We start from the raw sequence: 20763 nt of genomic DNA on the forward strand, positions 1-20763 counted from the left end.
CAGCCTGGTGGGAGCCGACCCTGTCGGCGATGGGCGGCGTCAGCCGGCCAAGGCTGCCAACCGCGCCCGCAAGGTATCCAGCATCAAACCGTTGCCCGCCCCCGGAGAGGTCCGCGCCGCGAGGCTCGATTCCGGTGTACGCCCTTCCCCTGCCGAAGCCGCGGTTTCCGCCGCGGCGCGGTACGCGTCGCGGAACGGCACGCCGGCTACCGCCTGCTTGATCGCCACGTCGGTGGCGTACATCGCCGGCTCGATCGCCGCGCGCATCCTGTCCGCCTTCCACTCGAAGCGGGCAAGCATGTCCGGCAGCAGCTCGAGCGCGCCCAGGCCCATCGAGAACCCGTGGAACAGCGAGCCCTTCGAAAGCTGCAGGTCACGCTGATAGCCCGAGGGCAACGACAACAACTGCTCGATCTCGGTGCGCGCCGCGGCCACGCTGGCGTAGCTGGCGCGCAACAATTCCACGACATCCGGATTGCGCTTGTTCGGCATGATCGACGAACCGGTCGTGTATTCCGTCGGCAGTTTCACGAAATCGAATTCCGCGGTGGTGAAGAGCGAGAGGTCCCAGGCGAGCCGCCGGGTGTCGAGCAGCGCGGTGCCGACGGCCTCCAATGCCGCCATCTCGAACTTCCCGCGCGACAGCTGCGCGTAGATCGGCGACACCTGCATGCGGCTGAAACCGAGCGCCGCCGTCGTGTGCGCACGGTCGAGCGCGACGTTCACGCCGTAACCCGCGGCCGTGCCGAGCGGATTGGCGTCGATCAACTCGGAAGCCTGGCGGGCCCGCAGCGTGTTGTCGATGAAGGCTTCGGCGAACGCGGCGAACCACATGCCGGTAGAGGAAACCACGGCCCGCTGGATATGCGTATACCCCGGCATCGGCAGCGGTTCGCCAGCCGCACGGTCGAGGCAGACGCCGGCGACGCGGCGGCAGAGCGCTTCCAGCGTCGCCAGTTTCTCCTTGAGCCACAGGCGCGTGGCGACCAGGATCTGGTCGTTGCGGCTGCGTCCGGTGTGCACGCGCCGCCCCGCGTCGCCGAGGCGTTCGGTCAGCCGCGCCTCGATGGCCGAATGGCCATCCTCGAAACGCTCGTCGAGGACGAAGGCCCCCGCCGAAAAGTCTGCCGCGAGGATATCGAGCTCCCGCAGCAGCGCATCGCGCTCCTGCATGGAAACCACGCCGATGTTGGCGAGGCCTTCCACGTGCGCCTTGCTAGCCGTGATGTCGTGCAGGAAGAATTCGCGATCGAGCACGACGTCGTTACCGGCGAGGAAGCGCATGATGCGCGCGTCGACCTGGGTATCGGATTTCTGCCAGAGCGGCTGGGTCATGATGGGTTCCTTTGGCTCACAGCGGAATGGCGGTCAGTTCATCGAAACCGAGCGCGCGGTTGACGTTCTGCATCGCCTGCGTGGCGGCGCCCTTCAACAGGTTATCCAGCGTGGCGACGACGACCACGCGGCGACCGTCGTTGGACACGGCGAAACCGCCGACGTCGAGATGATGTTTGTTCGCCACCTGGCTCACCCACGGGGCCTCGTCCACGACGTGGATCAGTTTCTCTTTCTCGAAGCGTCCTTCGAAGCGGCGGACGATCTCCTCGCGCTTGGCCGGCTTGGCCAGATAGAGATTGGTGGTGACCGTCAGGCCGCGGAAATGCGGGGCGACGTGTGGCATGAATTCCACCGGCAGGCCCAGATGACGGCTCGCTTCCTTCTCGTGCATATGCCCGGTGAGCGAGTACGGCATCAGGTTGTCGCGCAGCTTTTCCGGGTCGTTACGATCGGACGGCGTCGTGCCCGCGCCGGAATAGCCGGACACGCCGAAGGACACCGGTGGCGCGGCCAGCAGGTCCTTGAGCGGCGCGATGGACACCTGGATGGCGGTGGCGTAGCAGCCGGGGTTGCTGATGCGCTTCTCGCCACGCCAGCGATCGCGGTATAGCTCGGGCAAACCGTAGTACCAGCGTTCGTCGAAGCGATAGTCGGCCGAGAGATCCACGATCACGGTTGGCCCGGCCGCCTTGTCGACGGCTTCCACGTAAGGCGCCGCCTTGCCGTTCGGCAAGGCCAGGATCACCACGTCGGCGCGCGCGGCGGCGACGGCATCGGGATCGAGATTGCCGTACGTGAGATCGCCCTCATAAGTTTCGCTGTGGTCGGCCAGACGCTGGCCGTCCAGTTCGCGCGAGGACACGAAAGCCAGTTCCAGTCCCGGGTGGCTGGCGATGAGCTTGATCAGTTCCGCACCCGTATGACCGCGTGCGCCGACGATGCCGATGGTCTTCTTGGCCATGAGCGTTCAGTCCTGCAGGGTGGGTTCGCGCGTCGCGCAATGCGCGACGCAACGTTCGATGTCGGCGAAATTGTCCAGGCCGTACCAGAACACCTTCCAGCGGGCTTGCTTGAAGCAGCCGTCCGATTCCGCGTAATAGAAATGGTTGATGACGTTGCCGTGGCGCGATCGCCAGAACAGCCGCGGGTTCTCGTCGCGCATCACCTGCCACACGGCGCGTCCGAGACCCTCGCCCTGGGCTTCATCGAGCACCGCGAACTTATCCAGGTACGCGTACCCTTCCTCCGCGGTCAACACCATCGCCGCCCGGTAGTTCTCCGAGACATAGAGACGGTAGAGATCGGTGCGCTCGAAGTAATCGTCCACCAGGGTGCGGCCGAAGCTGGACTCGATCAGCTGCCGCATGCGGGCCAGGTCGACGCCCTCCCACGACTCGAAGCGAAGCACCCGCTCGCCGCGGCGCACGAGCGTGCCGGACCCCTTGTGCGTGAACAGCTCCTTGGCCAGTTCCGCCGGCCGCGTGATCGAGACCGACGAGGTGAGCGGCAGGTCGTCGAGGAGATCCTTGATCTGTTCGATCTTCAGGCGCATGCCCGAATGAAGCCACGGCTGCTGGAGCAGCTGCTCGTACTCGGTCGAGAGATTGATCGAATCGATGACGTTGCCGTCGCCGTCGAGCAAGCCACCCGTGCCGGTCAGGAACACGATCTTGTACGGCTGCAGCACGCGGACCAGTTCGTTCGCGGCGAAGTCGGCGTTGATGTTGAGGATCTGCCCGGAATCGGTTTCGCCGAGGCTGGCGATGACCGGGATCGAGCCGGCACGCAGGCTGGCCTCGATCGGCGCGAGGTTGATGGCGCGCACGCGGCCGACGAGGCCGAAGGTCTCCTGGTCCATGAAGTCGGCCGCGAACACGCCCGAGGGCACGGAGGTGGCGCGCGTGTCGGCCTCTTGCAACGCTTCCACCAGACGCAGGTTCTGCGCCTGGAACACGCGCCGGACGATCGCCAGTGCTTCCGGCGAGGTCACCCGCAGGCCGTTCACGGTTTTCTTCTCGATCCCGGCCGCCGAGAGTTCCTCGTCAAGCTGCGGACCGGCGCCGTGCAACACGATGGGCGTGAGGCCCACCTGCTGCAGGAAGGACAGCGAGGACGTGAGGTCGGGCAGTTCGTCGCGCAGCACCGCGCCACCTACTTTCACCACGGCGAAGCGCGCGGCGTCCAGCTGCGAGAAGCGTTTCAGATACTGCTGGATCTCGCGTGCGCTGCCCATGGAGGACAGCAGGCGCACGATGGTTCTGCGGGTATGTTTATTAGAGTCCACTGTCCACGATCCGATGGATGGTCTGGGCGTAATGAGCCAATTGGTCGAGCGCGACCCACTCGTCGGCGCTGTGCGCCTGCGCGATATCGCCGGGGCCATAGACGAAGGAGGTGTAGCCGGCCTTCGAGAACAGCGCGGCCTCGGTCCAGAAGTCGACGGCGTTGCCCACCGGGATACCCAGCTCGTCGGCGAGATCGCGCGCGGCCAGGCGGCGCGTCTCGGCCGTGGCGGTGTCGCCCGCCGGCAGGGAGTCGCCACGGAAGGTTTCGCCATACTCGACCGGGTGCGGTTCGACGAGGGTACGGAAGGTTTCCAGCAGGCGGTCGGCATCCATCGACGGCAACGGGCGGAAGCCGAAGCGGACGTCCGCCGTCGGCGCGATCACGTTGGCCTTGATGCCGCCTTCGACCTTTCCGATGTTGAAGCGCAGGCCGGTGAGTCCACCGAAGCGTTCGTGCGACTGCGCCTGCACATGGTCCAGCGCGGCGGCTCCCCAGCGGATCGCCTGGTGCAACGCGCTGTCCGAAGGCTTCTGCTCGCCGGAGGCGTGACCTGCCCTGCCCTGGAATCGCATCTGCACGGAATGGATGCCCCGATGCGCCAGCACGGCTTCGCCCCGGGTCGGCTCGGAGACGATGATCGCCTCGTAGTCGCGTGGCGTCTTCAGGAAGCCATCGATGCAACGGGCGTCGTTGGCTTCCTCGTCGGTCGACAGCAGCAACGCCATGTCGCCCTGCGAGGCATTGGCGACCGCGACCAGCGCGGCCGCCGCACCCTTGATGTCGCACGCACCGAGGCCGATGGCATGGTCTTCCGTCACCCGCAGTTCGAACGGGCTGGCCGTCCAGTGCGGAGAATCGGGCACGGTGTCCAGGTGCACATTGAACAGGTACCGCGGCGTACCGCGCACGGCGTAGAGATTCACGGCACCTGCACCGAAGTCCGTCACCTGCACGTCGAAGCCCGGAAGGTTCGCGCGCAGGTAATCGAAGATCCCGCCGGTGCCGATGGTTCGCGGCGGATTGCGCGTGTCGAAGCCGACCAGCGCGCGCAGATGGGTGAGCGTGTCCTTGAGGAGCGTATCCATGGGTGAGGGTCAGTTTCCGTTGGCGCGGTCGACTTCCGCCCAGAGCGTGGAGCTCATGCCGTAGAGCTTGATGAAGCCCTCGGCTTCGGCCACGCCCCAGTCGGCGGCCTGGGCATAGGTCGCCTTGGAGGATTGCAGGATGTTCTTCGACTCCACCTTCACCGCGTATACGGTGCCGCCACGGGTCTCGATGATCACCTTGCCGTCGACCTTGCGCTGGGTGGAGACGAGGAAGGCTTCGAGATCGGCCTTGACGGGATCGTTGAAGAAGCCTTCGTAAGCCACCTCGGTCCACTTGCGGCCGATTTCCGGCTTGAAGCGGTTCTGCTGCTTGGACAGCACCGTTTCCTCCAGGGCGCGATGCGCGGTCAGCAGCGCCGTGAGCGCGGGTGCCTCGAACACGATGCGGCCCTTCAGGCCGATGTTGGTATCGCCGGTGTACATGCTGCGGCCGACGCCGTACTTCGCCAGTTCACGGTTGAGGAAGCCGAGGATCTCCGGACCCGATGCCGGCTTGCCATCGAGCGACACCGCCGTGCCCTTCTCGAAACCCAGTTCGATGCGCAGCGGTTCGGACGGCCATTCGGAACGCGGCGCGCACCAGCCCACGGCACCTTCGCCCGGGATCTCCCACGCGTCGATCTCACCGCCCGAGATGGTCACGCCGAGCACGTTCTCGTTGATGGTGTAGTGCTTGGTCTTCGCACGCACTTCGAAGCCCTTGTCTTCGAGGTACTTCTGCTCGTAAGCGCGAACCTGGGTGTGCTCGCGCTGGATCTCGCGGATCGGGGCGACGATGGTGTAATCACCCAGCGCCTTCACGGTCAGGTCGAAGCGAACCTGGTCGTTGCCCATGCCGGTGCAACCGTGCGCGAAGAATTTCGTGCCCAGTTCATCGCAGCGCTCCAGCGAGGCCTTCACGATCAGGTAGCGGTCCGAGACCAGCAACGGATACTGGCCCTGGTAGAACTCGCCGGCCCAGATGAGCGGCGTGACGAAGCTCTCCCATATCGCCTGGGCGGCGTCCACGGTGCGGTGCGAGGCCGCACCCAGTTCATGCGCGCGCTGCTCGATGTACTCGCGTTCCTCGGACGAGACACCACCGGTATCGACGAACACGGTGTGCACGGCGTAGCCGCGCTCGATCAGGTAGGGGACGCAAAAGCTGGTGTCGAGGCCGCCCGAGAAGGCGAGGACGATATCTTTGCTGGACATGCTGGCTCCGAAAGGAAAACGAGGGGCGATCGGGAAAGGCGAATCAGAAACCGAGGCCGGACTTCACGCCCGACGAATGTGAAATGAGCGAAGCCATGACCGCCTTCTGCACATGCAGGCGATTCTCGGCCTCGTCGATGGCGATGCAGGCCGGCGAGTCCATCACCGCATCGGTCGCCTTGATGTTCCGGCGGAGCGGCAGGCAATGGCTGAAGAGGCCATTGTTGGTCAACGCCATCTTGGCCTCGTCGACGATGAAATGCTTGTTGGCGTCGCGGATCGCCTTCTCTTCGTCCCAGCGGCCGAAGTAGGGAATGGCGCCCCAGCTCTTCGCGTAGATCACGTCGGCGCCGCGATATGCGGCCTCGATGTCGTGCGACACCTGCAGCGAACCGCCGTTATCGCGGGCATTGCTCCTGGCGAATTCCATGTAGCGCTCGTCGAGCACATAGTCCGGCGTCGGGCACAGCAAGGTCACGTCCATGCCCATCTTCGTCGCGATCAGCAAAGCCGAATTCGCTACCGCCGTGTTCAGCGGCTTCGGATGGTAGGTCCAGGTCAGGACGTATTTCTTGTTCTGCAAGTCACCCAGGTGCTCCCTGAGCGCCAGCGCATGGGCCAGTTCCTGGCACGGGTGCGTGATCGTCTCGAGGTTGATCACCGGCACCGTCGCGTACTGCGCGAACGACGCCAGCACCTTATCCTGCCGGTCCACCGACCAGTCGACGAACTTGGGGAAGGCGCGCACGCCGATGAGATCCACGTAGCGTGAGAGCACGCGGGCCACCTCGGCGATGTGTTCCTCGGTATCGCCGTCCATCACCGAGCCGACCTCGAACTCGATCGGCCACGCGTCCTTGCCCGGCGAAAGCACCACCGCATGGCCGCCGAGCTGGAAGGCACCCAGTTCGAAACTCGTTCGCGTGCGCATGGACGAGTTGAAGAACATCAGCGCGATCGACTTGCCGGCCAGTTGCTGGCCCTGCGGCGAACGCTTGAACTCCGCCGCCTGCTCGAGCAGGGCGTCGAGTTCGGCGCGGCTGTAGTCCTGGGTGGAAAGGAAGTGGCGAACGGTCATGGCAATCCAGTTCGGTCGATGGCCACAGGGCCGTGGAGGAAAGAGGAATCGAAAACGAAAAAACCCGGCGCATGGCCGGGTTTTTTAGTCGATACGAATGAAACGCGCGCGACAGCCTACCCGGCCAATGGTCCGATGTACGGTCGACGAGCACGCGAGGTCATTCCTGCGGCCATACGGGCGCTGGTAAGGACGATCGCGGTGTAGACGGCGTGGGACACGGCAAGGTCTTGAAAGGTGGAACCGTGATCATGCCGGGATTTGGTGCGGCGCGCAACAAGCCCGGCCCTCTCCGGTGGCCGAGCCTGGTGGGAGCAACTGTCTTTTTGCTTTGGCTCCTCAAGGTGCGGAAGATCGCCAGCCGACCTGATCACGGACCATGGCGTTGATGGCGGTGATGAAGCTGCGCATGCAGGCGACGAGGGCGACCTTGGCCAGCTTTCCGCGCGCCCGTAGGGCGCGATACCGTGCGCCGAGGGCGCTGCCCTTGACGCGGATGGCGGACCAGGTAGCCATGTAGAGCGCACGTCGGACGACCCATCGGCCGGCGCGGACGCGTCGAGGCCCGTCGCGCCGGCCGCTTTGGTCGACGTACGGCGCGACACCGACCAGCGCCGCGATCTGTTGTCGCGACAGTCGCCCCAGCTCGGGCAGGTAGGCCAGCAACGTCGCTTCCGTCACCGGTCCCACGCCGGGCACCTCGCGCAACCGTGACGCGGGCGCCGCCGCCGTCGTGGCCGTGGCGATGCGCTTGTCCAGGTCGGCGATCTGGACCTTGGCCGCCTCGATCATGGCCTGCAGGGCATGCCGTGCCGCGGCCAGCCGGGTCTGCGCCAGGCGGCGGCGGTTGTCATCGCGCTGTCCGACCAGTTGCAGACGGCAACGCAGCAACTCGGCCAGTTCCGCTCGCCCGGGCGAGGGCGCTTGATACGGTTGGGGCGTCACATGGGCGGCCATGCGGGCCAGGACCTGCGCGTCCAGGGCATCGCTCTTGGCGAAGTGGCCCAGGGCCCGTGCGTAGGCGGTGGCCCGGTGCGAGGCCAGGCGCGTGACGCAATAACCGGCCTGGGCCAAGGCGTCGAGAATGCCTCGTTCGTAACCGCCCGTGGCCTCGATGGCGATGTGCTGGACCGCCTGTGGCGCCAGCGCATCAAGCAACGCGCGGTGCCCTTGGGGCGAGTTGGCGAAGCGCCCGCCGGGGCCGCGGGGATGGCAGGCCACGTCCAGCGTGGCTTTGCCCACGTCGATACCTACAAAGATGCTCATGGCTTCACTCCGGAGTACGATCGGCAGTGAGAGCACCTCCACCATGCCCCGGCTTGTGAATTCGAGGTACGACTCGAGCAACTGTTCGGGCTGTAGTGGAGGGAGTGCGGCAGCCCTAGCTCCCACACGTGCTCGCAGCACTGCCGTCCATCGGCTTGCCGCACTCCGCTCTCACCTCCAAGCCTAGCCCTTCGGAAAGACACAAGCCGACCTTGTCGGCGATCCCGCGGCAGCGGGGCCGTTCGGGGCAAGCACCCATCGCCGACAGGGTCGGCTCCCACCAAAGCCAAGCCGGAACCAAAAAGGCCGCGATCGCTCGCGGCCTTTTTATAAGCGGAACATTTTGGTGGAAGGGGGACGGAGGTCAGTCCGCCGGGGCCACGCTAACGCGGACACGCAGGCGCTCGCCCGGGTCGTAGTTCAAGCGGGAGACGTAGACCTCGCCGCGATAACGGTATTCCACGTCGTAGCCGGCGATGCGGCGCTGCTCGGACACGGTACTGACGTCCCGGCAGCGCGTCTCGGTGCTCTCGTAGGTGCGGTCGCCATTGCGGGCGATGCCGTTGCCGACCGCGCCACCGGCGACGGCGCCCACGACCGTGGCGGCCTTGCGGCCGTCACCCTTGCCCACCGTATTGCCGAGTACGCCGCCCACCACCGCGCCGAGAATCGTGCCGGCGGTGCTGCTGCCGCTGGATTCACGGCGGACCACCGGCTGGTCGTAGCATTCCTGGCGAGGCGTTTCCACGCGTGCCACGCCGTACACCGGATCGACGCGCAGGACGTCCGCCCAGCCGTAGTGGGTGTTGTCGTCCGGACCCGCCGAAGGGCCGGGGCCCGGAGGGCCGGGGACATAGCGGCCGTCCTGTGCACTGACGCCGGTGGCGAACAGGGCGAGAATGAGCGCGGGGATGAGCAGGCGAGACATTTAGGAGAACCTCCAGCCAGGCGCACGAATAGCGCCTACTGGCGTGCATTTCAGCAAGTTCACGCTGAATCCACGCTTAGAACCGGCAGGCGAAATGACGACGCACCCTGTCAACCGATTCCGCCCCCGCGCGTGCGTCCGGTTCTGGCTGGCTTGCTATCATCTCCGACCGGCCTGCCCGCCGCGCCCGTCCATGGATTCACGATGCCGATCTCGCTCTACAACACCCTGTCGCGCCGCATGGAGGCGTTCGCACCGCTCGATCCGCAGCGGGTGACGATGTACGTCTGCGGGCCCACCGTCTACAACTACATCCACATCGGCAACGCACGGCCGGCGGTGGTCTTCGACGTGCTGGCCCGCCTGCTCCGCCGGCATTACCCGAACCTGGTCTACGCCCGGAACATCACCGACGTGGACGACAAGATCAACGCCGCCGCGGCCGCCGCGGGGGTGCCGATCGCGACGATCACCGATCGCTATACCCAGGCCTACCGGGACGACATGGCCCGCCTCGGCGTCGCCCCGCCGGACGTCGAACCCCACGCCACGGCACACATCCCGCAGATCGTCGCGATGATCGAGCGGCTCGTCGCCGGGGGCCACGCCTACGAGGCGGAGGGGCACGTCCTCTTCCACGTCGAGTCGTTCTCCGCCTATGGCGCGCTTTCAGGCCGCGACCCGGACGAACTGCTCGCCGGCGCCCGCATCGAAGTGGCTCCCTACAAGAAGAGCCCGGGCGACTTCGTGCTGTGGAAGCCCTCCGACGCCAGCCTGCCCGGCTGGGACAGCCCCTGGGGCCGGGGCCGCCCCGGCTGGCACATCGAGTGCTCCGCCATGAGCGAGGCGCACCTGGGCGAGACGATCGACATCCATGCCGGTGGCGTGGATCTCACCTTCCCGCACCACGAGAACGAGATCGCCCAGAGCGTGTGCGCGCACGGTGGCAAGACCTTCGCGCGCTACTGGTTGCACAACGGCATGCTCACGTTCGAGGGCCGGAAGATGTCCAAGTCGCTGGGTAACGTGCTCCAGTTGCACGAATTGCTCGGCAAGCATCCTGCCGAAGCCTTGCGCCTTATGCTGCTTCGCGGCCATTACCGGCAGCCGCTGGACTGGTCCGATGCCGCGATGACCCAGTCCGTGCGCACGCTCGACGGCTGGTACGGCGTGCTGCGCGACATGGCCGACGTGGACGCCGGCGAGGTGGTGGTCCCGGCATCGGTGGAAAGCACGCTCTGCGACGACCTCAACACCCCGCAGGCGCTGGCCGAGATCTCCCAGCTCGCCGACGCGGCCCGCCGCGCCACGGGCGCCGCAAGGGGTCCGGCCAAGGCCGCCCTGCTCGGAGGCGCCGCCCTGCTCGGCCTGCTTCAGCAGGAACCGGAGGCCTGGTTCCGCCAGGGCAATGCCGGCGAGACGATCGACGCGGCCGCCATCGAGGCCTTGCTCGAGGAACGCCGCGCGGCCCGTGCAGCGAAGGATTTCGCCCGCTCGGACGCCATCCGCGACCAGCTCAAGTCGTTGGGCATCGCGATCGAGGACGGCGCGCAAGGCACGCGCTGGAGCGTGGTGAAGGCATGAACGAACCGATGGAAGCCACGGCCACCGAAGCCCAGTCGGCGATCGCGGAGGAATTCGCATTCTTCGGTGACTGGACCGAGCGTTATCAATACCTGATCGACCTGGGCCGGCAACTCCCGCCCTTCCCCGACGAACGGAAGACCGAGGAGAACCGCGTCCACGGTTGTCAGTCGATGGTCTGGCTGATCCCTTCCGGGGACGCCTCGCGGATGCACTTCGACGCTGCCAGCGATTCGGCGATCGTCTCCGGCCTCATCGCCCTGGTGCTACGGGTCTATTCCGGCCGCTCCGCACGGGAAATCGTCGACACCGAGCCATCCTTCATCCAGGAGATCGGCCTGGCCAAGCACCTCTCCCCCACCCGTTCGAACGGGCTGGCGGCGATGCTGGCCAAGTTGAAGGCCTACGCGGCGGACACGCTGGCCAGAGGCTGATCCCCCGGGTGGAAAACAAGACGGCCCCGCAAGCGGGGCCGTCTCGTATCGAAACAGTGGGGAGGGATCAGTCGCCCATCTGCTTCTGCAGGTGCTCGCGGCGCTCCTGCGCATCGAGCGATAACGTGGCGATCGGGCGGGCGTCGAGACGGTCCACGCCAATTTCCTCGTCGGTCTCTTCGCAGAAGCCGTAGCGGCCTTCCTCGATCCGGCGCAGTGCCTTGTCGATCTTGGAGATCAGCTTGCGGTAGCGGTCGCGCGTGCGCAGTTCGAGCGAGTTCTCGGTCTCACGCGTGGCACGCTCGGCTTCGTCGCCCACGTCGCGGACTTCCTCACGGAGGTTGTCCATCGTCTGGCGCGATTCCTCGACCAGCTGCTCGCGCCAGTCCTTCAGCTTGTTGCGGAAATACGCGAGCTGGCGAGGATTCATGTACTCCTCGTCGTCGTTCGGCTTGTAACCCTTCGGCAGGTCGATGACGGTGGAAGCCGGCAGCGCATAGCGGCCGTCTTCGCGCGTGATGCCGTTGTCGGCGGTATTGGAGGCAGTGCTATTCATGCTGGACTGAGCGGACTTCTCGTTTCTGGATGAGGTGGTGCTGCCCACCGCGGACGCTGTCCGCGGTGTCGCAGCTGCAACGGCCGATGCCGTGCGCCCTTTCTCGGGCGCGGCGGCGGGAGCGGCCGGTGCGGTTTTCTTCGCCACAGGCGCGGGCGCCGGGGCGGGCGCGGCCTTCACGGGCGCTGCGGGGGTCTTCTTCGCCGGCGTCTTGGTCGCCGGTGTCTTGGTCACGGCAGGCGCCGCTTTCTTCGCCGCGGCGGGAGCGGGCTTCGCCGGCCCCTTCGCCACGGGCTTCGGTGTCGCCTTGGGCGCCGCCGTCTTGGCGGTCTTCGCCGGTGCCGCCTTGGCGGCCGACGTCTTGGCCGGGGCCTTCGCCACCGGTTTCGGAGCAGCCTTCCTGGCGGGGGCTGCGGCCTTCTTCGGGGCCGCCTTGGCGGCCGTCTTCGTCGCGGACTTGACCGCGGCCTGGACAGCCTTCTTCGCCGGCGCCTTGGCCGCCTTCACCGCGGCCACGTCCTTCCTGGTCGCCTTCACATCACCGGTCCCGCCCTTCTTGGCGGCACCCTTGGCAGCTGTGGAACTACGAGCGTTTTTCGCCATTTCCTTCACCTCGGTGGCCGTGGCGGCGGGGTGTTATAGCCCAGATGCGTTACCCCAGCAACCTATCTTCTGGGATACTGTCGATTGGCCCTACGCCGGTCGACACCGGATCCACAGTGACCCGCCTCCTCCTATTCCTGCTCTCTGCGTACAAACGATGGCTGAGCCCGATGCTGGGGGCCCGATGCCGGTTCCATCCATCCTGTTCCGATTATGCACGGGTTGCCATAGCGCGCTTCGGCCCGTTGCGCGGCACGACCCTTGCCGCCTGGCGCATCCTGCGCTGCCAGCCGCTGTGCGAAGGCGGCCACGACCCCGTCCCGGAACATTTCATCCTGCGCCGCTGCGGCGCCCAAGGAGCATCTACCCATGACTGACGCCTGGCTCATCAAGAACGCCGAACTGGTCAACGAAGGCCGGCGTTTCACCGCCGACGTCCGCCTTCGCGACGGAAAAATCGCGACCATCGCGCAGAGTCTGGAAAAAGATCGTGACGAAGAGGTTATCGACGCCTCCGGCCTATGGCTGCTGCCGGGCATGATCGATGACCAGGTCCATTTCCGCGAGCCGGGACTCACGCAGAAGGCGGATATCGCCAGCGAGTCCCGGGCCTGCGCCGCCGGCGGCATCACCAGCTTCATGGAGATGCCCAACACGAGGCCCCCGGCCCTGGACCGTGATTCGCTCGAAGCGAAGTACACCCGCGCGGCGGAAACCTCGGTCGTCAACTACGCGTTCTATCTCGGCGCCAGCAACGACAACCTCGAGGCGATCCGCGCACTCGATCCGAAGAGCGCACCCGGCATCAAGGTGTTCATGGGCGCGTCGACCGGAAACATGCTCGTCGACAATCCCGAGACCCTCGATCACATCTTCCGCGACGCGCCCACGCCGATCATCACGCATTGCGAAGACACGCCGATGATCGATGCGAACCTGGAGAAGGCGCACGAGACCTACGGCGAAGACATCCCCGCGCGTGAACATCCGCTGATCCGCTCGCGCGAGGCCTGCATCAAGTCCACCCGGCTGGCGATCTCGCTGGCGAAAAAACACGGCACGCGCCTGCACGTGCTGCACATCTCCACCGCGGACGAACTCGCCCTGTTCGAACCCGGTCCGATCGAGGGCAAGAAGATCACCGCGGAAACCTGCGTGCACTTCCTGCACTTCGCGGCACCGGACTACGAACGCCTGGGTTTCCTGATCAAGTGCAATCCGGCGATCAAGGACGAAGCCGACCGCGAGGCCATCATCCGGGCGCTGGCCGAAGGCCGGCTCGACGTGCTCGCCACGGACCATGCACCACACCTGCTCGATGAAAAGGCGCAGAAGTACGACAAAGCCCCCTCCGGCCTGCCGCTGGTCCAGTTCGCCCTGCAGGCGGCGCTGGAGCGGGTTTTCGAGGGCAAGCTCACCCTGGAGCGTGTGGTCGAGGCGGTCAGCCACGCGCCGGCCAAGCTGTTCGACGTGGACAAGCGCGGCTTCCTGCGCGAAGGCTATGCGGCCGACCTCGTGCTGGTGGATCCGAAGCGCAAGCACACGGTCACGCGCGAGGAAGTGCTGTCCAAGTGCGGCTGGTCGCCGTTCGAAGGCACGACCTTCAGCAGCAGCATCGCCGCGACCTTCGTCAACGGCCAGCGCGTGTGGGATGGCAAGCAGGTGGATGGCGAGGTTCGCGGCCAGCGTCTCGCCTTCGATCGATGAGAAGTTTCGCAGGGATGCTCGCCGCGCTCGTCCTTCCCGCCGTGGCGGTCGCCGCCGTGCCGGACGTGCCGGCATCCGTCTCGCAAGGTGGCCTCGTCATCGGGCATGCCACGCCGGGCACGCGCGTCACCGTGGCAGGGAAACCGGTGCATGTGGGCGACGACGGTCTCTTCGTCTTCGGTGCCGGCCGTGACGAACGAGGTCCGATCGTCGTCACGCTGGGGAGCGCGCGGCGCAGCGTCGTGGTCAACCCGCGTGACTGGCCGATCGAACGCGTGAACGGCGTCCCGCCGAAAACAGTGAATCCGCCCCCGGAGATCGCGGCCCGTATCGAACGCGAGCAGGCCGAGGTGATCGCGGCGCGTGACCGCGACGATGCCCGCGAGGACTTCGCGCACGGGTTCGTCTGGCCCGTCAGCGGACGCATCAGCGGGCGGTTCGGCAACCAGCGAATCTACAACGGCGATCCCAAGGCGCCCCATTCGGGCATGGACATCGCCGTGCCCGAAGGGACGCCGGTGAAGGCTCCGGCCGATGGCTTGATCACGTTCGCCAAGCCGGGCCTCTATCTCACGGGCGGCACGGTGCTGCTCGACCACGGTTTCGGCCTGTCGTCCAATTTCCTGCACCTGTCACGGATCGACGTGAAGGTCGGCCAGCACGTGCGCCAGGGCCAGGTGATCGGCGCCGCCGGCAAGACCGGCCGGGCGACCGGTCCGCACCTGCACTGGGGCTTCAACTGGTTCGGAACGCGCCTCGACCCGCTACTGCTGCCGGGCATCCACTGAGCGGCTGTGTTTTTGGTGGGAGCCGACCTGTGGGAGCCGACCCTGTCGGCGATGGGTGCTGCCTGTAACCTGGCCCGCTGCCGCGGGATCGCCGACAAGGTCGGCTCCCACAGGTCGGCTCCCATAGGTGTGCTCCCAACTGGTTCGCCCGACGCCGTTGGTGGGAAGCCGCTTCAGCGGCGATGGGTGCTGGCCGTAACCTGGCCCGCTGCCGCGGGATCGCCGACAAGGTCGGCTCCCACCAGGTCATCGCGACCGGGTGGGAGCCGGGAGACTGGCCAGCGGCCTCAGCGCACCTTCGAAGCGAACGCCACCGCGTCGTGCGGATGCAGGCTTTCGTGGTGCGCCACGCGAAGGTGGAAGTCGGCGATGTTCGCGTCGGCTTCCAGCGCTTTCTGGATGCGCCGCGCGGCATCCTCGCAGAACATGAGGTTCTGCCCGTTCGCCAACGCGAAGGCCTGTTCATCCGCGCGTTTCACCGCGGTCTGCACCGGCGTGCCGAGTGCCGATTCCACATTGTCGATCATGCCGATCAGAGGGAAGACGCCCTCGCCCGCCGGGCGCACGCGGATGGTGGCGGTGCTGCGTTGCGCGTGCGGCGTGGCGACGATGCCCTGCTCCGTCCCGAGCCAGGCCAGGATCGTCTCGCGGTCCAGCGGCTCGCTGGCGGAAAAGGTCTTCGCGAAGTTGTCCTGGATCAGCTGGCGCGACAGGGCCGCCGAGGCCGGGCAGGTCGACGAGTAGACGACGTCGGTGGTGATTTCGATGCGGAACGCGTCGCCGCTGAGCGTGGCGTCGATGGTGATCGGATACGCGCGCCAGCCGCTGTTCTCGCTACGCAGCGACTTGCGCCGGACCAGGTGTTCGAAACCGATGGTGATCCGCGCGTGATCCGACAGCCCCTCGTGTGACGCGAGGAAGGAGTCCAGGAGTTCGCGAATGCCGCCGATCGTGAGCGGTCCCGCCGAAAGGGCGTCCGAGACCAGGAGGTACAGCCGCGACATGTGGATCCCGCGCGCTTCGGGCTTGTTGAGGTTGACGAAGGCTCCCACCCTCGCTCCCGTGGAGCGGACGTCGCCATCCCCCGCGTCGAAGGCCACCGGCATTTCCATGCCGTCCATGCCGACCCAGTCGAGCGTGCCGATGGCCAGGGCATGCTCCTGCGATGCCACGTCAGGCAGCAGTCGGGTCGGGGAATCGTGGATGTACATCGAGGGATATCCTTGGGACGTGCCGGTATCCGGCTTACCGTGCCCGACATGGGGGCCGCGGAGGTGGGCTCAATGGTCCTTAAAGGGAAACGATCCGTTCAGGTAAATCGGCCGGCATGGCGAGCCGCGAGCCAGGCGCGGATGGCCGTGGCCGGACCGGAGCGTGACTGGCGGCGGTGCAACTCGGCCAGCGGCTCGCCCGCCCGGGCGGCGCCACGGGCCGTGGAAAGCGCCGTGCGGCCTTCCAGTCCCCGGAACGTGCTCAGCGGTTCGCCCAGCGCCAGTGCGTCATTTAGCCCGACGGCGAGTTCGCCCAACTGCGCGCGCAGCGCGTCGCGCCGCGCCGGGGAATCATTCTTCAGCTGGCCACGCGCGAGGCCGTGGCGTGCCAGTCGCGTCATCGGCAATGGAAGGCGCTCACGCTCGGCGTCCAGTTCCAGTCGAGACAAGGCGAAGACGAGGTGCGCCAGCGTGGCGATCCGCGATGCCGATTCGACCGGCGCGCCGGTCCCGAACCACCATGCGTTCTCCAGCGTGGCGAGCGCGCCATGCAGGCCGCGCGACGCAGCGACCTGCGCGGCGAAGTCCGACGGCGTGCCCTGTTCCAGTTGGGCCATCGCCGCGAGCACGGGCGCCAGCCACAGGTTGGCTGGGACGTCGCGTGCGCGATCGCTGCCGAACAGGACCTTGGTCAGCGGGTGACGGCCGCCGCTGGCGGCGGCGCCGGACAGTTCCTCCGCCCACCATTGCAGCTTGGCGGCGGCGACCTGCGGTTCGCGGATGCCATAGGCCGAGGCAACCAGTTCCTGTTCGAGCGCGGCCAGCGCGACCCGCTCGTCGCGCGTGCCTTGTTCGACGAAACCGAGCGCGACCCGCTGCTGCGGCTGTACCGCGAGCCACTTGTCGACGAAGCTGCCGGTCGCACCGTCGGTCACGCCGCGACCTCCCCCACACCGAGCAAGGTGGCCAGCTCGTCGGCATGGTCGAGCACGACATCCGCGCCCCATGCGTCAGGATCGCCCCCGTCGAGGTAGCCCCAGCGCACCGCCACCGTGAAGAGGCCCGCGGCGTTGCCCGCCAGGATGTCGCGGCGGTCATCGCCGACGAACACCGAGCGCGCCGGATCGCAGCCTGCCACCGCGCAGGCATGCAGCACGGGCGCCGGATCGGGTTTCTTGACCGGCAAGGTATCGCCCGACACCACGGCCGCGGGGTTCCAGTGCGGCACGGCACGTGGCAGCAAGGCGTCGGTGAGGAAGCCCGGCTTGTTGGTCACGATGCCCCAACGGATACCCGCCGCATCGAGCGCGGCGAGCAAGGGATCCACGCCTTCGAAGATCACGGTGTGGCTGGCCATGCCGGCTTCGTAGATTTCCAGGTAGCGCGGAACGAGCCTGAGCAACGCGTCCGGATCGATCCCGGGAAACCCGGCGCCGATGATCGCGCGGGAACCACGCGAGACCACGGGGCGTACGCGTTCGTAAGGAGGCGGGGCGATGCCCTGCTCCTCGCACAACGTCAACAAGGCCGCATATAACTCGTGCGCGCTGTCGAGCAGGGTGCCGTCCAGGTCGAAGAACACGCCTTCCGGCTTGAACGGAAGCACGCTCATGCCGGCTTCCTCGCGGCCAGCACGTAATTCACGGCCGTGTTCGCCGACAGGCTCGCATTGCGCGTGAGCGGGTTATAGGCGAGACCCTTGATGTCCTCCAGTTCGAGATCGAAGCGGCGCAGCATCGTGGCTACTTCGGAGGGCTTGAGAAACTGGGCGTAATGGTGCGTACCACGCGGCAGCAGGCGCATGAGGTACTCGGCACCCACGATGGCCGCGCCGAACGCGGCCGGCGTGCGATTGAGCGTCGACAGGAACAGTTGCCCACCCGGCTTGAGCATCGCCGAAAGATCGCGGACCAGCTCGGCCGGATCGGGCACATGCTCGATCAGTTCCATGCAACAGACCACGTCGAACGACGCCGGCTCGGCTTCCGCCAGTTCCGTCGACGACTGCACGCGGTAGTCGACCTGCAGGTTCGACTCGAAAAGGTGCAGCGTCGCGATCTGGATGAGTTTCTCGCCGAGGTCGATCGCCGTGACGTTCGCGCCGGCACGCGCCAGTGCTTCGCTGAGCAGGCCGCCGCCGCAGCCGACGTCGGCCACTTTCGCGCCGCGCAGGTTGGCGCGGCCGGCGACATAGGCGGCACGTACGGGGTTGAGGTCATGCAAGGGGCGCGATTCGCCATCGGGGTCCCACCAGCGTGCGGCGAGTTTTTCGAAACGCGCGATTTCTTCCGCGCTGACGTTGGTGTTGTTCTGCATGGGTCAGTCCCTCGGCACGGGTCGCCGCGCACGCCATTCATGCACGGTGAGCGTCGACGAGCCGGTGATGTGCAGCGGATCGGAGTGCGTGATCTGCACCGCGGTGGCGAGGTCGGTGGCGCGCAGGATGTACGCGCCGCCGCTGCCGTCGGTGAACGGGCCGGTGAGTTCGAGCAGGTCCTGCTCGATCAGGTCGGCAAGGAAGGCTTGGTGCGCCTCGCCCGCTTCCGGCCGGAAGCCGGGCGTGCGCATGGCCAGTACCAGATAGAGATGCATGGGCGCGTTCATGCCGGATCCTCCGCGGCGATGCGTTCACGCCAGGCGCGTGCCTTGGCGCGGATGGCGGCGGTGTCGATGCCCACGAGTTCGCCCGTGGCGAGCTTGCGGACTCCATCGATCCACACGTCGCTGACCTGATGGCGGCCGGTGGCATACACCAGCTGCGATGCCACATGGTAGAGCGGCTGGGTTTCCAGGGCGTCGAGACGCACGGCCACGAGGTCGGCTCGTTTGCCCGGCTCGATGGACCCGACGCGGTCTCCGAGACCGATCGCCGTCGCCCCGTTGAGCGTCGCGGCACGCAGCGCATACGCCGCATCGAAGGCGGCGGCATCGCCGGCCACGGCCTTGGCCAGCAGAGCGGCCGTGCGCATCTCGCCGAACATGTCCAGATCGTTGTTCGAGGCGCAGCCATCGGTGCCGATACAGACGTTCACGCCCGCGGCACGCAGTTTTTCCGCCGGACAGAAGCCCGAGGCGAGTTTCAGGTTGGATTCGGGACAATGCACCACGGAAACCCCGGCGACGGCACAGGCGGCGATCTCGCCATCCGTGAGCTGGGTCATGTGCACCGCCACCAGGCGCTCGTTGACGATGCCGAGCTTCTGCAAGCGCGCGAACGGACGGATGCCATCTTTCGCCACGGCCTCTTCCACTTCGTGCGCCGTCTCGTGCGTATGCAGGTGGACGGGGATGTCGAGCTGGTCGGCCAGGATGCGGATCCGCTCGAAGTTCTCGTCCGAGACGGTGTAGGGCGCATGCGGCACGAAGGCCGTGGTCAGCAGGGGCTCTCCGCGCAAGGCGTCGTGAACCTCCAAGGCGCGACTGAAATATTCATCGGACGTGGTCGCCCAGGCGGTGGGGAAATCGATCACCGGTAAACCGATGACCGCACGAAAACCCATCCGGCGGTAGGTGGCCGCGATCACATCCGGAAAGAAGTAGTTCTCGTTGGCGCAGGTGGTGCCACCGCGGATCATCTCGGCCACGGCGAGTTCGACGCCGTCGCGGATGAATTCCGGGCCCATCACGCGTCCTTCCGCCGGCCAGATGTGTTCCTGCAGCCAAGTCATCAATGGCAGGTCGTCCGCCAGGCCGCGCAGCAGGGTCATCGGATTGTGCGTGTGCGCGTTGATCAGTCCCGGGATCAGCGCGTGCTCGGGCAACTCGATCCGTTCGCGCGGCGCATAGGCGGCGCGCGCGGCGGCGATGGGCAGCACCGCCAGGATCGCGCCGCCATGCACGGCGACGGCGTGGTCGTCGAGCACCACGGCGTGCGGCTCCACGGGGACGACCCAGCGGGCCTCGATAAGGAGGTCGATGTCGGTAAGGCTGGCTGTCATTCGGGGCCTCGGTGGGGAAACGGGAGCCTCATACAAGAACGGCACGGCGCCCTCGGGGGCCGCCGTGCCGCGATACCAGGCAAAACGCTGGTGGCCTTACTTGACGCGGCTGTCGTACTCGCCGGTGCGGGTATCGACCTTGATCACTTCATCCTGGTTGACGAAGAGCGGGACGCGGACCACGGCGCCGGTCTCGAGGGTCGCCGGCTTGCCGCCACCGCCGGAGGTGTCGCCACGGACGCCCGGGTCGGTCTCGGTGATCTTCAGTTCGACGAACTTCGGCGGGGTCACGGCGATGATGTTGCCGTTGAACAGCGTCACCACGCACTCTTCGTCACCCTTGAGCCACTTCCACGCATCGCCCATCGCGGCGAGGTTCGCACGGTACTGCTCGAAGGTTTCCGAATGCATGAACACCCATTCGCGCTCGCTGCCGGTGCCCTCGACGTACGAGAACTGGGCATCGGTATCGACGGCATCGGCTTCCTCGAACGAATCGCTGGACTTCAGCGTCTGTTCGGTGGTGCGGCCGTCCTTCAGGTTGCGGATGCGGATGCGGGTGAAGGCCTGGCCCTTGCCCGGCTTGATGAAGTCGGCTTCGGTGATGATCCACGGATCGCCGTTGTGAAGGATCTTCTTGCCCGTTTTGACATCATTGAGGCCAAGGGTCGCCATGCGCTTTCTGCTCCAGGGTTAAATCCGCCCCGCTGGGCGGCTAAAATGGGGTCTGTCACGGGCTCCTAGGC

21 protein-coding genes are annotated in these 20763 nt (G+C 66.6%); 5 read left to right on the forward strand and 16 right to left on the reverse strand.

Annotated elements, in window-relative coordinates:
• Window positions 1–39: 39 nt before the first annotated feature.
• The 8 genes from QFZ41_RS03550 to QFZ41_RS03585 form a co-directional block, all read right to left on the reverse strand.
• Window positions 40–1335, reverse strand: coding sequence for an argininosuccinate lyase (locus tag QFZ41_RS03550; RefSeq protein WP_429197480.1), 1296 nt, complete (start codon window positions 1333–1335; stop codon window positions 40–42).
• Between the two features lie 16 nt (window positions 1336–1351).
• Window positions 1352–2299 (reverse strand): N-acetyl-gamma-glutamyl-phosphate reductase, encoded by a 948-nt coding sequence (gene argC / locus QFZ41_RS03555; RefSeq protein ID WP_429197481.1) that lies wholly within the window; start codon window positions 2297–2299, stop codon window positions 1352–1354.
• Window positions 2300–2305: 6 nt separating this feature from the next.
• Entirely contained in the window at window positions 2306–3622 is a 1317-nt protein-coding gene (locus QFZ41_RS03560) for an acetylglutamate kinase (RefSeq protein WP_429197482.1), read from the reverse strand.
• Entirely contained in the window at window positions 3612–4709 is a 1098-nt protein-coding gene (locus QFZ41_RS03565; protein ID WP_429197483.1) for an acetylornithine deacetylase, read from the reverse strand. The genes QFZ41_RS03560 and QFZ41_RS03565 overlap by 11 nt, the downstream gene beginning before the upstream one ends.
• Before the next feature lie 9 nt (window positions 4710–4718).
• Window positions 4719–5924 carry an argininosuccinate synthase gene (locus QFZ41_RS03570; protein ID WP_429197484.1) on the reverse strand — a complete coding sequence of 402 codons (1206 nt, stop codon included), beginning with the start codon at window positions 5922–5924 and terminating at the stop codon, window positions 4719–4721.
• Window positions 5925–5967: 43 nt separating this feature from the next.
• Complete coding sequence (locus QFZ41_RS03575; RefSeq protein WP_429197485.1) at window positions 5968–7002, reverse strand: N-acetylornithine carbamoyltransferase; 1035 nt, start codon at window positions 7000–7002, stop codon at window positions 5968–5970.
• Between the two features lie 339 nt (window positions 7003–7341).
• Window positions 7342–8268 carry an IS110 family transposase gene (locus QFZ41_RS03580; RefSeq protein WP_429197486.1) on the reverse strand — a complete coding sequence of 309 codons (927 nt, stop codon included), beginning with the start codon at window positions 8266–8268 and terminating at the stop codon, window positions 7342–7344.
• 364 nt (window positions 8269–8632) lie between these two features.
• Window positions 8633–9196, reverse strand: coding sequence for a glycine zipper 2TM domain-containing protein (locus tag QFZ41_RS03585; protein WP_429197487.1), 564 nt, complete (start codon window positions 9194–9196; stop codon window positions 8633–8635).
• Between the two features lie 204 nt (window positions 9197–9400).
• On the opposite strand from QFZ41_RS03585, the gene cysS reads away from it, so the two are divergent.
• Both cysS and QFZ41_RS03595 read left to right on the forward strand, forming a co-directional pair.
• Window positions 9401–10780 (forward strand): cysteine--tRNA ligase, encoded by a 1380-nt coding sequence (gene cysS, locus QFZ41_RS03590; RefSeq protein ID WP_429197488.1) that lies wholly within the window; start codon window positions 9401–9403, stop codon window positions 10778–10780.
• Window positions 10777–11214, forward strand: a complete 438-nt coding sequence (locus QFZ41_RS03595; protein ID WP_429197489.1) for a SufE family protein — start codon at window positions 10777–10779, stop codon at window positions 11212–11214. Before cysS ends, QFZ41_RS03595 begins: the two co-directional genes overlap by 4 nt.
• A gap of 67 nt (window positions 11215–11281) precedes the next feature.
• On the opposite strand, the gene dksA is transcribed toward QFZ41_RS03595, so the two are convergent.
• Window positions 11282–12373, reverse strand: a complete 1092-nt coding sequence (dksA, locus tag QFZ41_RS03600) for an RNA polymerase-binding protein DksA (protein WP_429197490.1) — start codon at window positions 12371–12373, stop codon at window positions 11282–11284.
• A gap of 170 nt (window positions 12374–12543) precedes the next feature.
• Here dksA and yidD point away from each other — a divergent pair, with 170 nt between their 5' ends.
• Genes yidD through QFZ41_RS03615 form a run of 3 tightly spaced genes read left to right on the forward strand, consistent with a single transcriptional unit; the run spans window position 12544 to window position 14868 of the window.
• Window positions 12544–12750, forward strand: a complete 207-nt coding sequence (gene yidD / locus QFZ41_RS03605; protein ID WP_429200177.1) for a membrane protein insertion efficiency factor YidD — start codon at window positions 12544–12546, stop codon at window positions 12748–12750.
• Complete coding sequence (locus QFZ41_RS03610) at window positions 12743–14080, forward strand: dihydroorotase (RefSeq protein ID WP_429197491.1); 1338 nt, start codon at window positions 12743–12745, stop codon at window positions 14078–14080. Before yidD ends, QFZ41_RS03610 begins: the two co-directional genes overlap by 8 nt.
• Before the next feature lie 14 nt (window positions 14081–14094).
• The gene (locus QFZ41_RS03615) at window positions 14095–14868 is read left to right on the forward strand and encodes a M23 family metallopeptidase (RefSeq protein WP_429197492.1); all 774 of its coding nucleotides are present in this window, start codon (window positions 14095–14097) and stop codon (window positions 14866–14868) included.
• A gap of 287 nt (window positions 14869–15155) precedes the next feature.
• On the opposite strand, the gene folE2 is transcribed toward QFZ41_RS03615, so the two are convergent.
• The 7 genes from folE2 to efp all read right to left on the reverse strand — a co-directional run bounded on the left by folE2 (window position 15156) and on the right by efp (window position 20692).
• Window positions 15156–16079, reverse strand: a complete 924-nt coding sequence (gene folE2 / locus QFZ41_RS03620; RefSeq protein ID WP_429197493.1) for a GTP cyclohydrolase FolE2 — start codon at window positions 16077–16079, stop codon at window positions 15156–15158.
• 98 nt (window positions 16080–16177) lie between these two features.
• Window positions 16178–17014 (reverse strand): squalene/phytoene synthase family protein, encoded by an 837-nt coding sequence (locus tag QFZ41_RS03625; RefSeq protein ID WP_429197494.1) that lies wholly within the window; start codon window positions 17012–17014, stop codon window positions 16178–16180.
• On the reverse strand, window positions 17011–17691 hold the full coding sequence (locus tag QFZ41_RS03630; protein WP_429197495.1) for an HAD family hydrolase: 681 nt from the start codon (window positions 17689–17691) through the stop codon (window positions 17011–17013). Before QFZ41_RS03630 ends, QFZ41_RS03625 begins: the two co-directional genes overlap by 4 nt.
• Window positions 17688–18395: a bifunctional 2-polyprenyl-6-hydroxyphenol methylase/3-demethylubiquinol 3-O-methyltransferase UbiG gene (gene ubiG / locus QFZ41_RS03635; RefSeq protein ID WP_429197496.1), complete on the reverse strand. Its 708-nt coding sequence runs from the start codon at window positions 18393–18395 to the stop codon at window positions 17688–17690. Before ubiG ends, QFZ41_RS03630 begins: the two co-directional genes overlap by 4 nt.
• A gap of 3 nt (window positions 18396–18398) precedes the next feature.
• Window positions 18399–18683 carry a YciI family protein gene (locus QFZ41_RS03640; protein WP_429197497.1) on the reverse strand — a complete coding sequence of 95 codons (285 nt, stop codon included), beginning with the start codon at window positions 18681–18683 and terminating at the stop codon, window positions 18399–18401.
• Window positions 18680–20017 (reverse strand): TRZ/ATZ family hydrolase, encoded by a 1338-nt coding sequence (locus QFZ41_RS03645; RefSeq protein WP_429197498.1) that lies wholly within the window; start codon window positions 20015–20017, stop codon window positions 18680–18682. Before QFZ41_RS03645 ends, QFZ41_RS03640 begins: the two co-directional genes overlap by 4 nt.
• A 96-nt stretch (window positions 20018–20113) precedes the next feature.
• Window positions 20114–20692: an elongation factor P gene (efp, locus tag QFZ41_RS03650; RefSeq protein WP_429197499.1), complete on the reverse strand. Its 579-nt coding sequence runs from the start codon at window positions 20690–20692 to the stop codon at window positions 20114–20116.
• Window positions 20693–20763 lie beyond the last annotated feature (71 nt).

The sequence above is a fragment of the Luteibacter sp. W1I16 genome (assembly GCF_050434905.1).
Lineage (GTDB): Bacteria > Pseudomonadota > Gammaproteobacteria > Xanthomonadales > Rhodanobacteraceae > Luteibacter.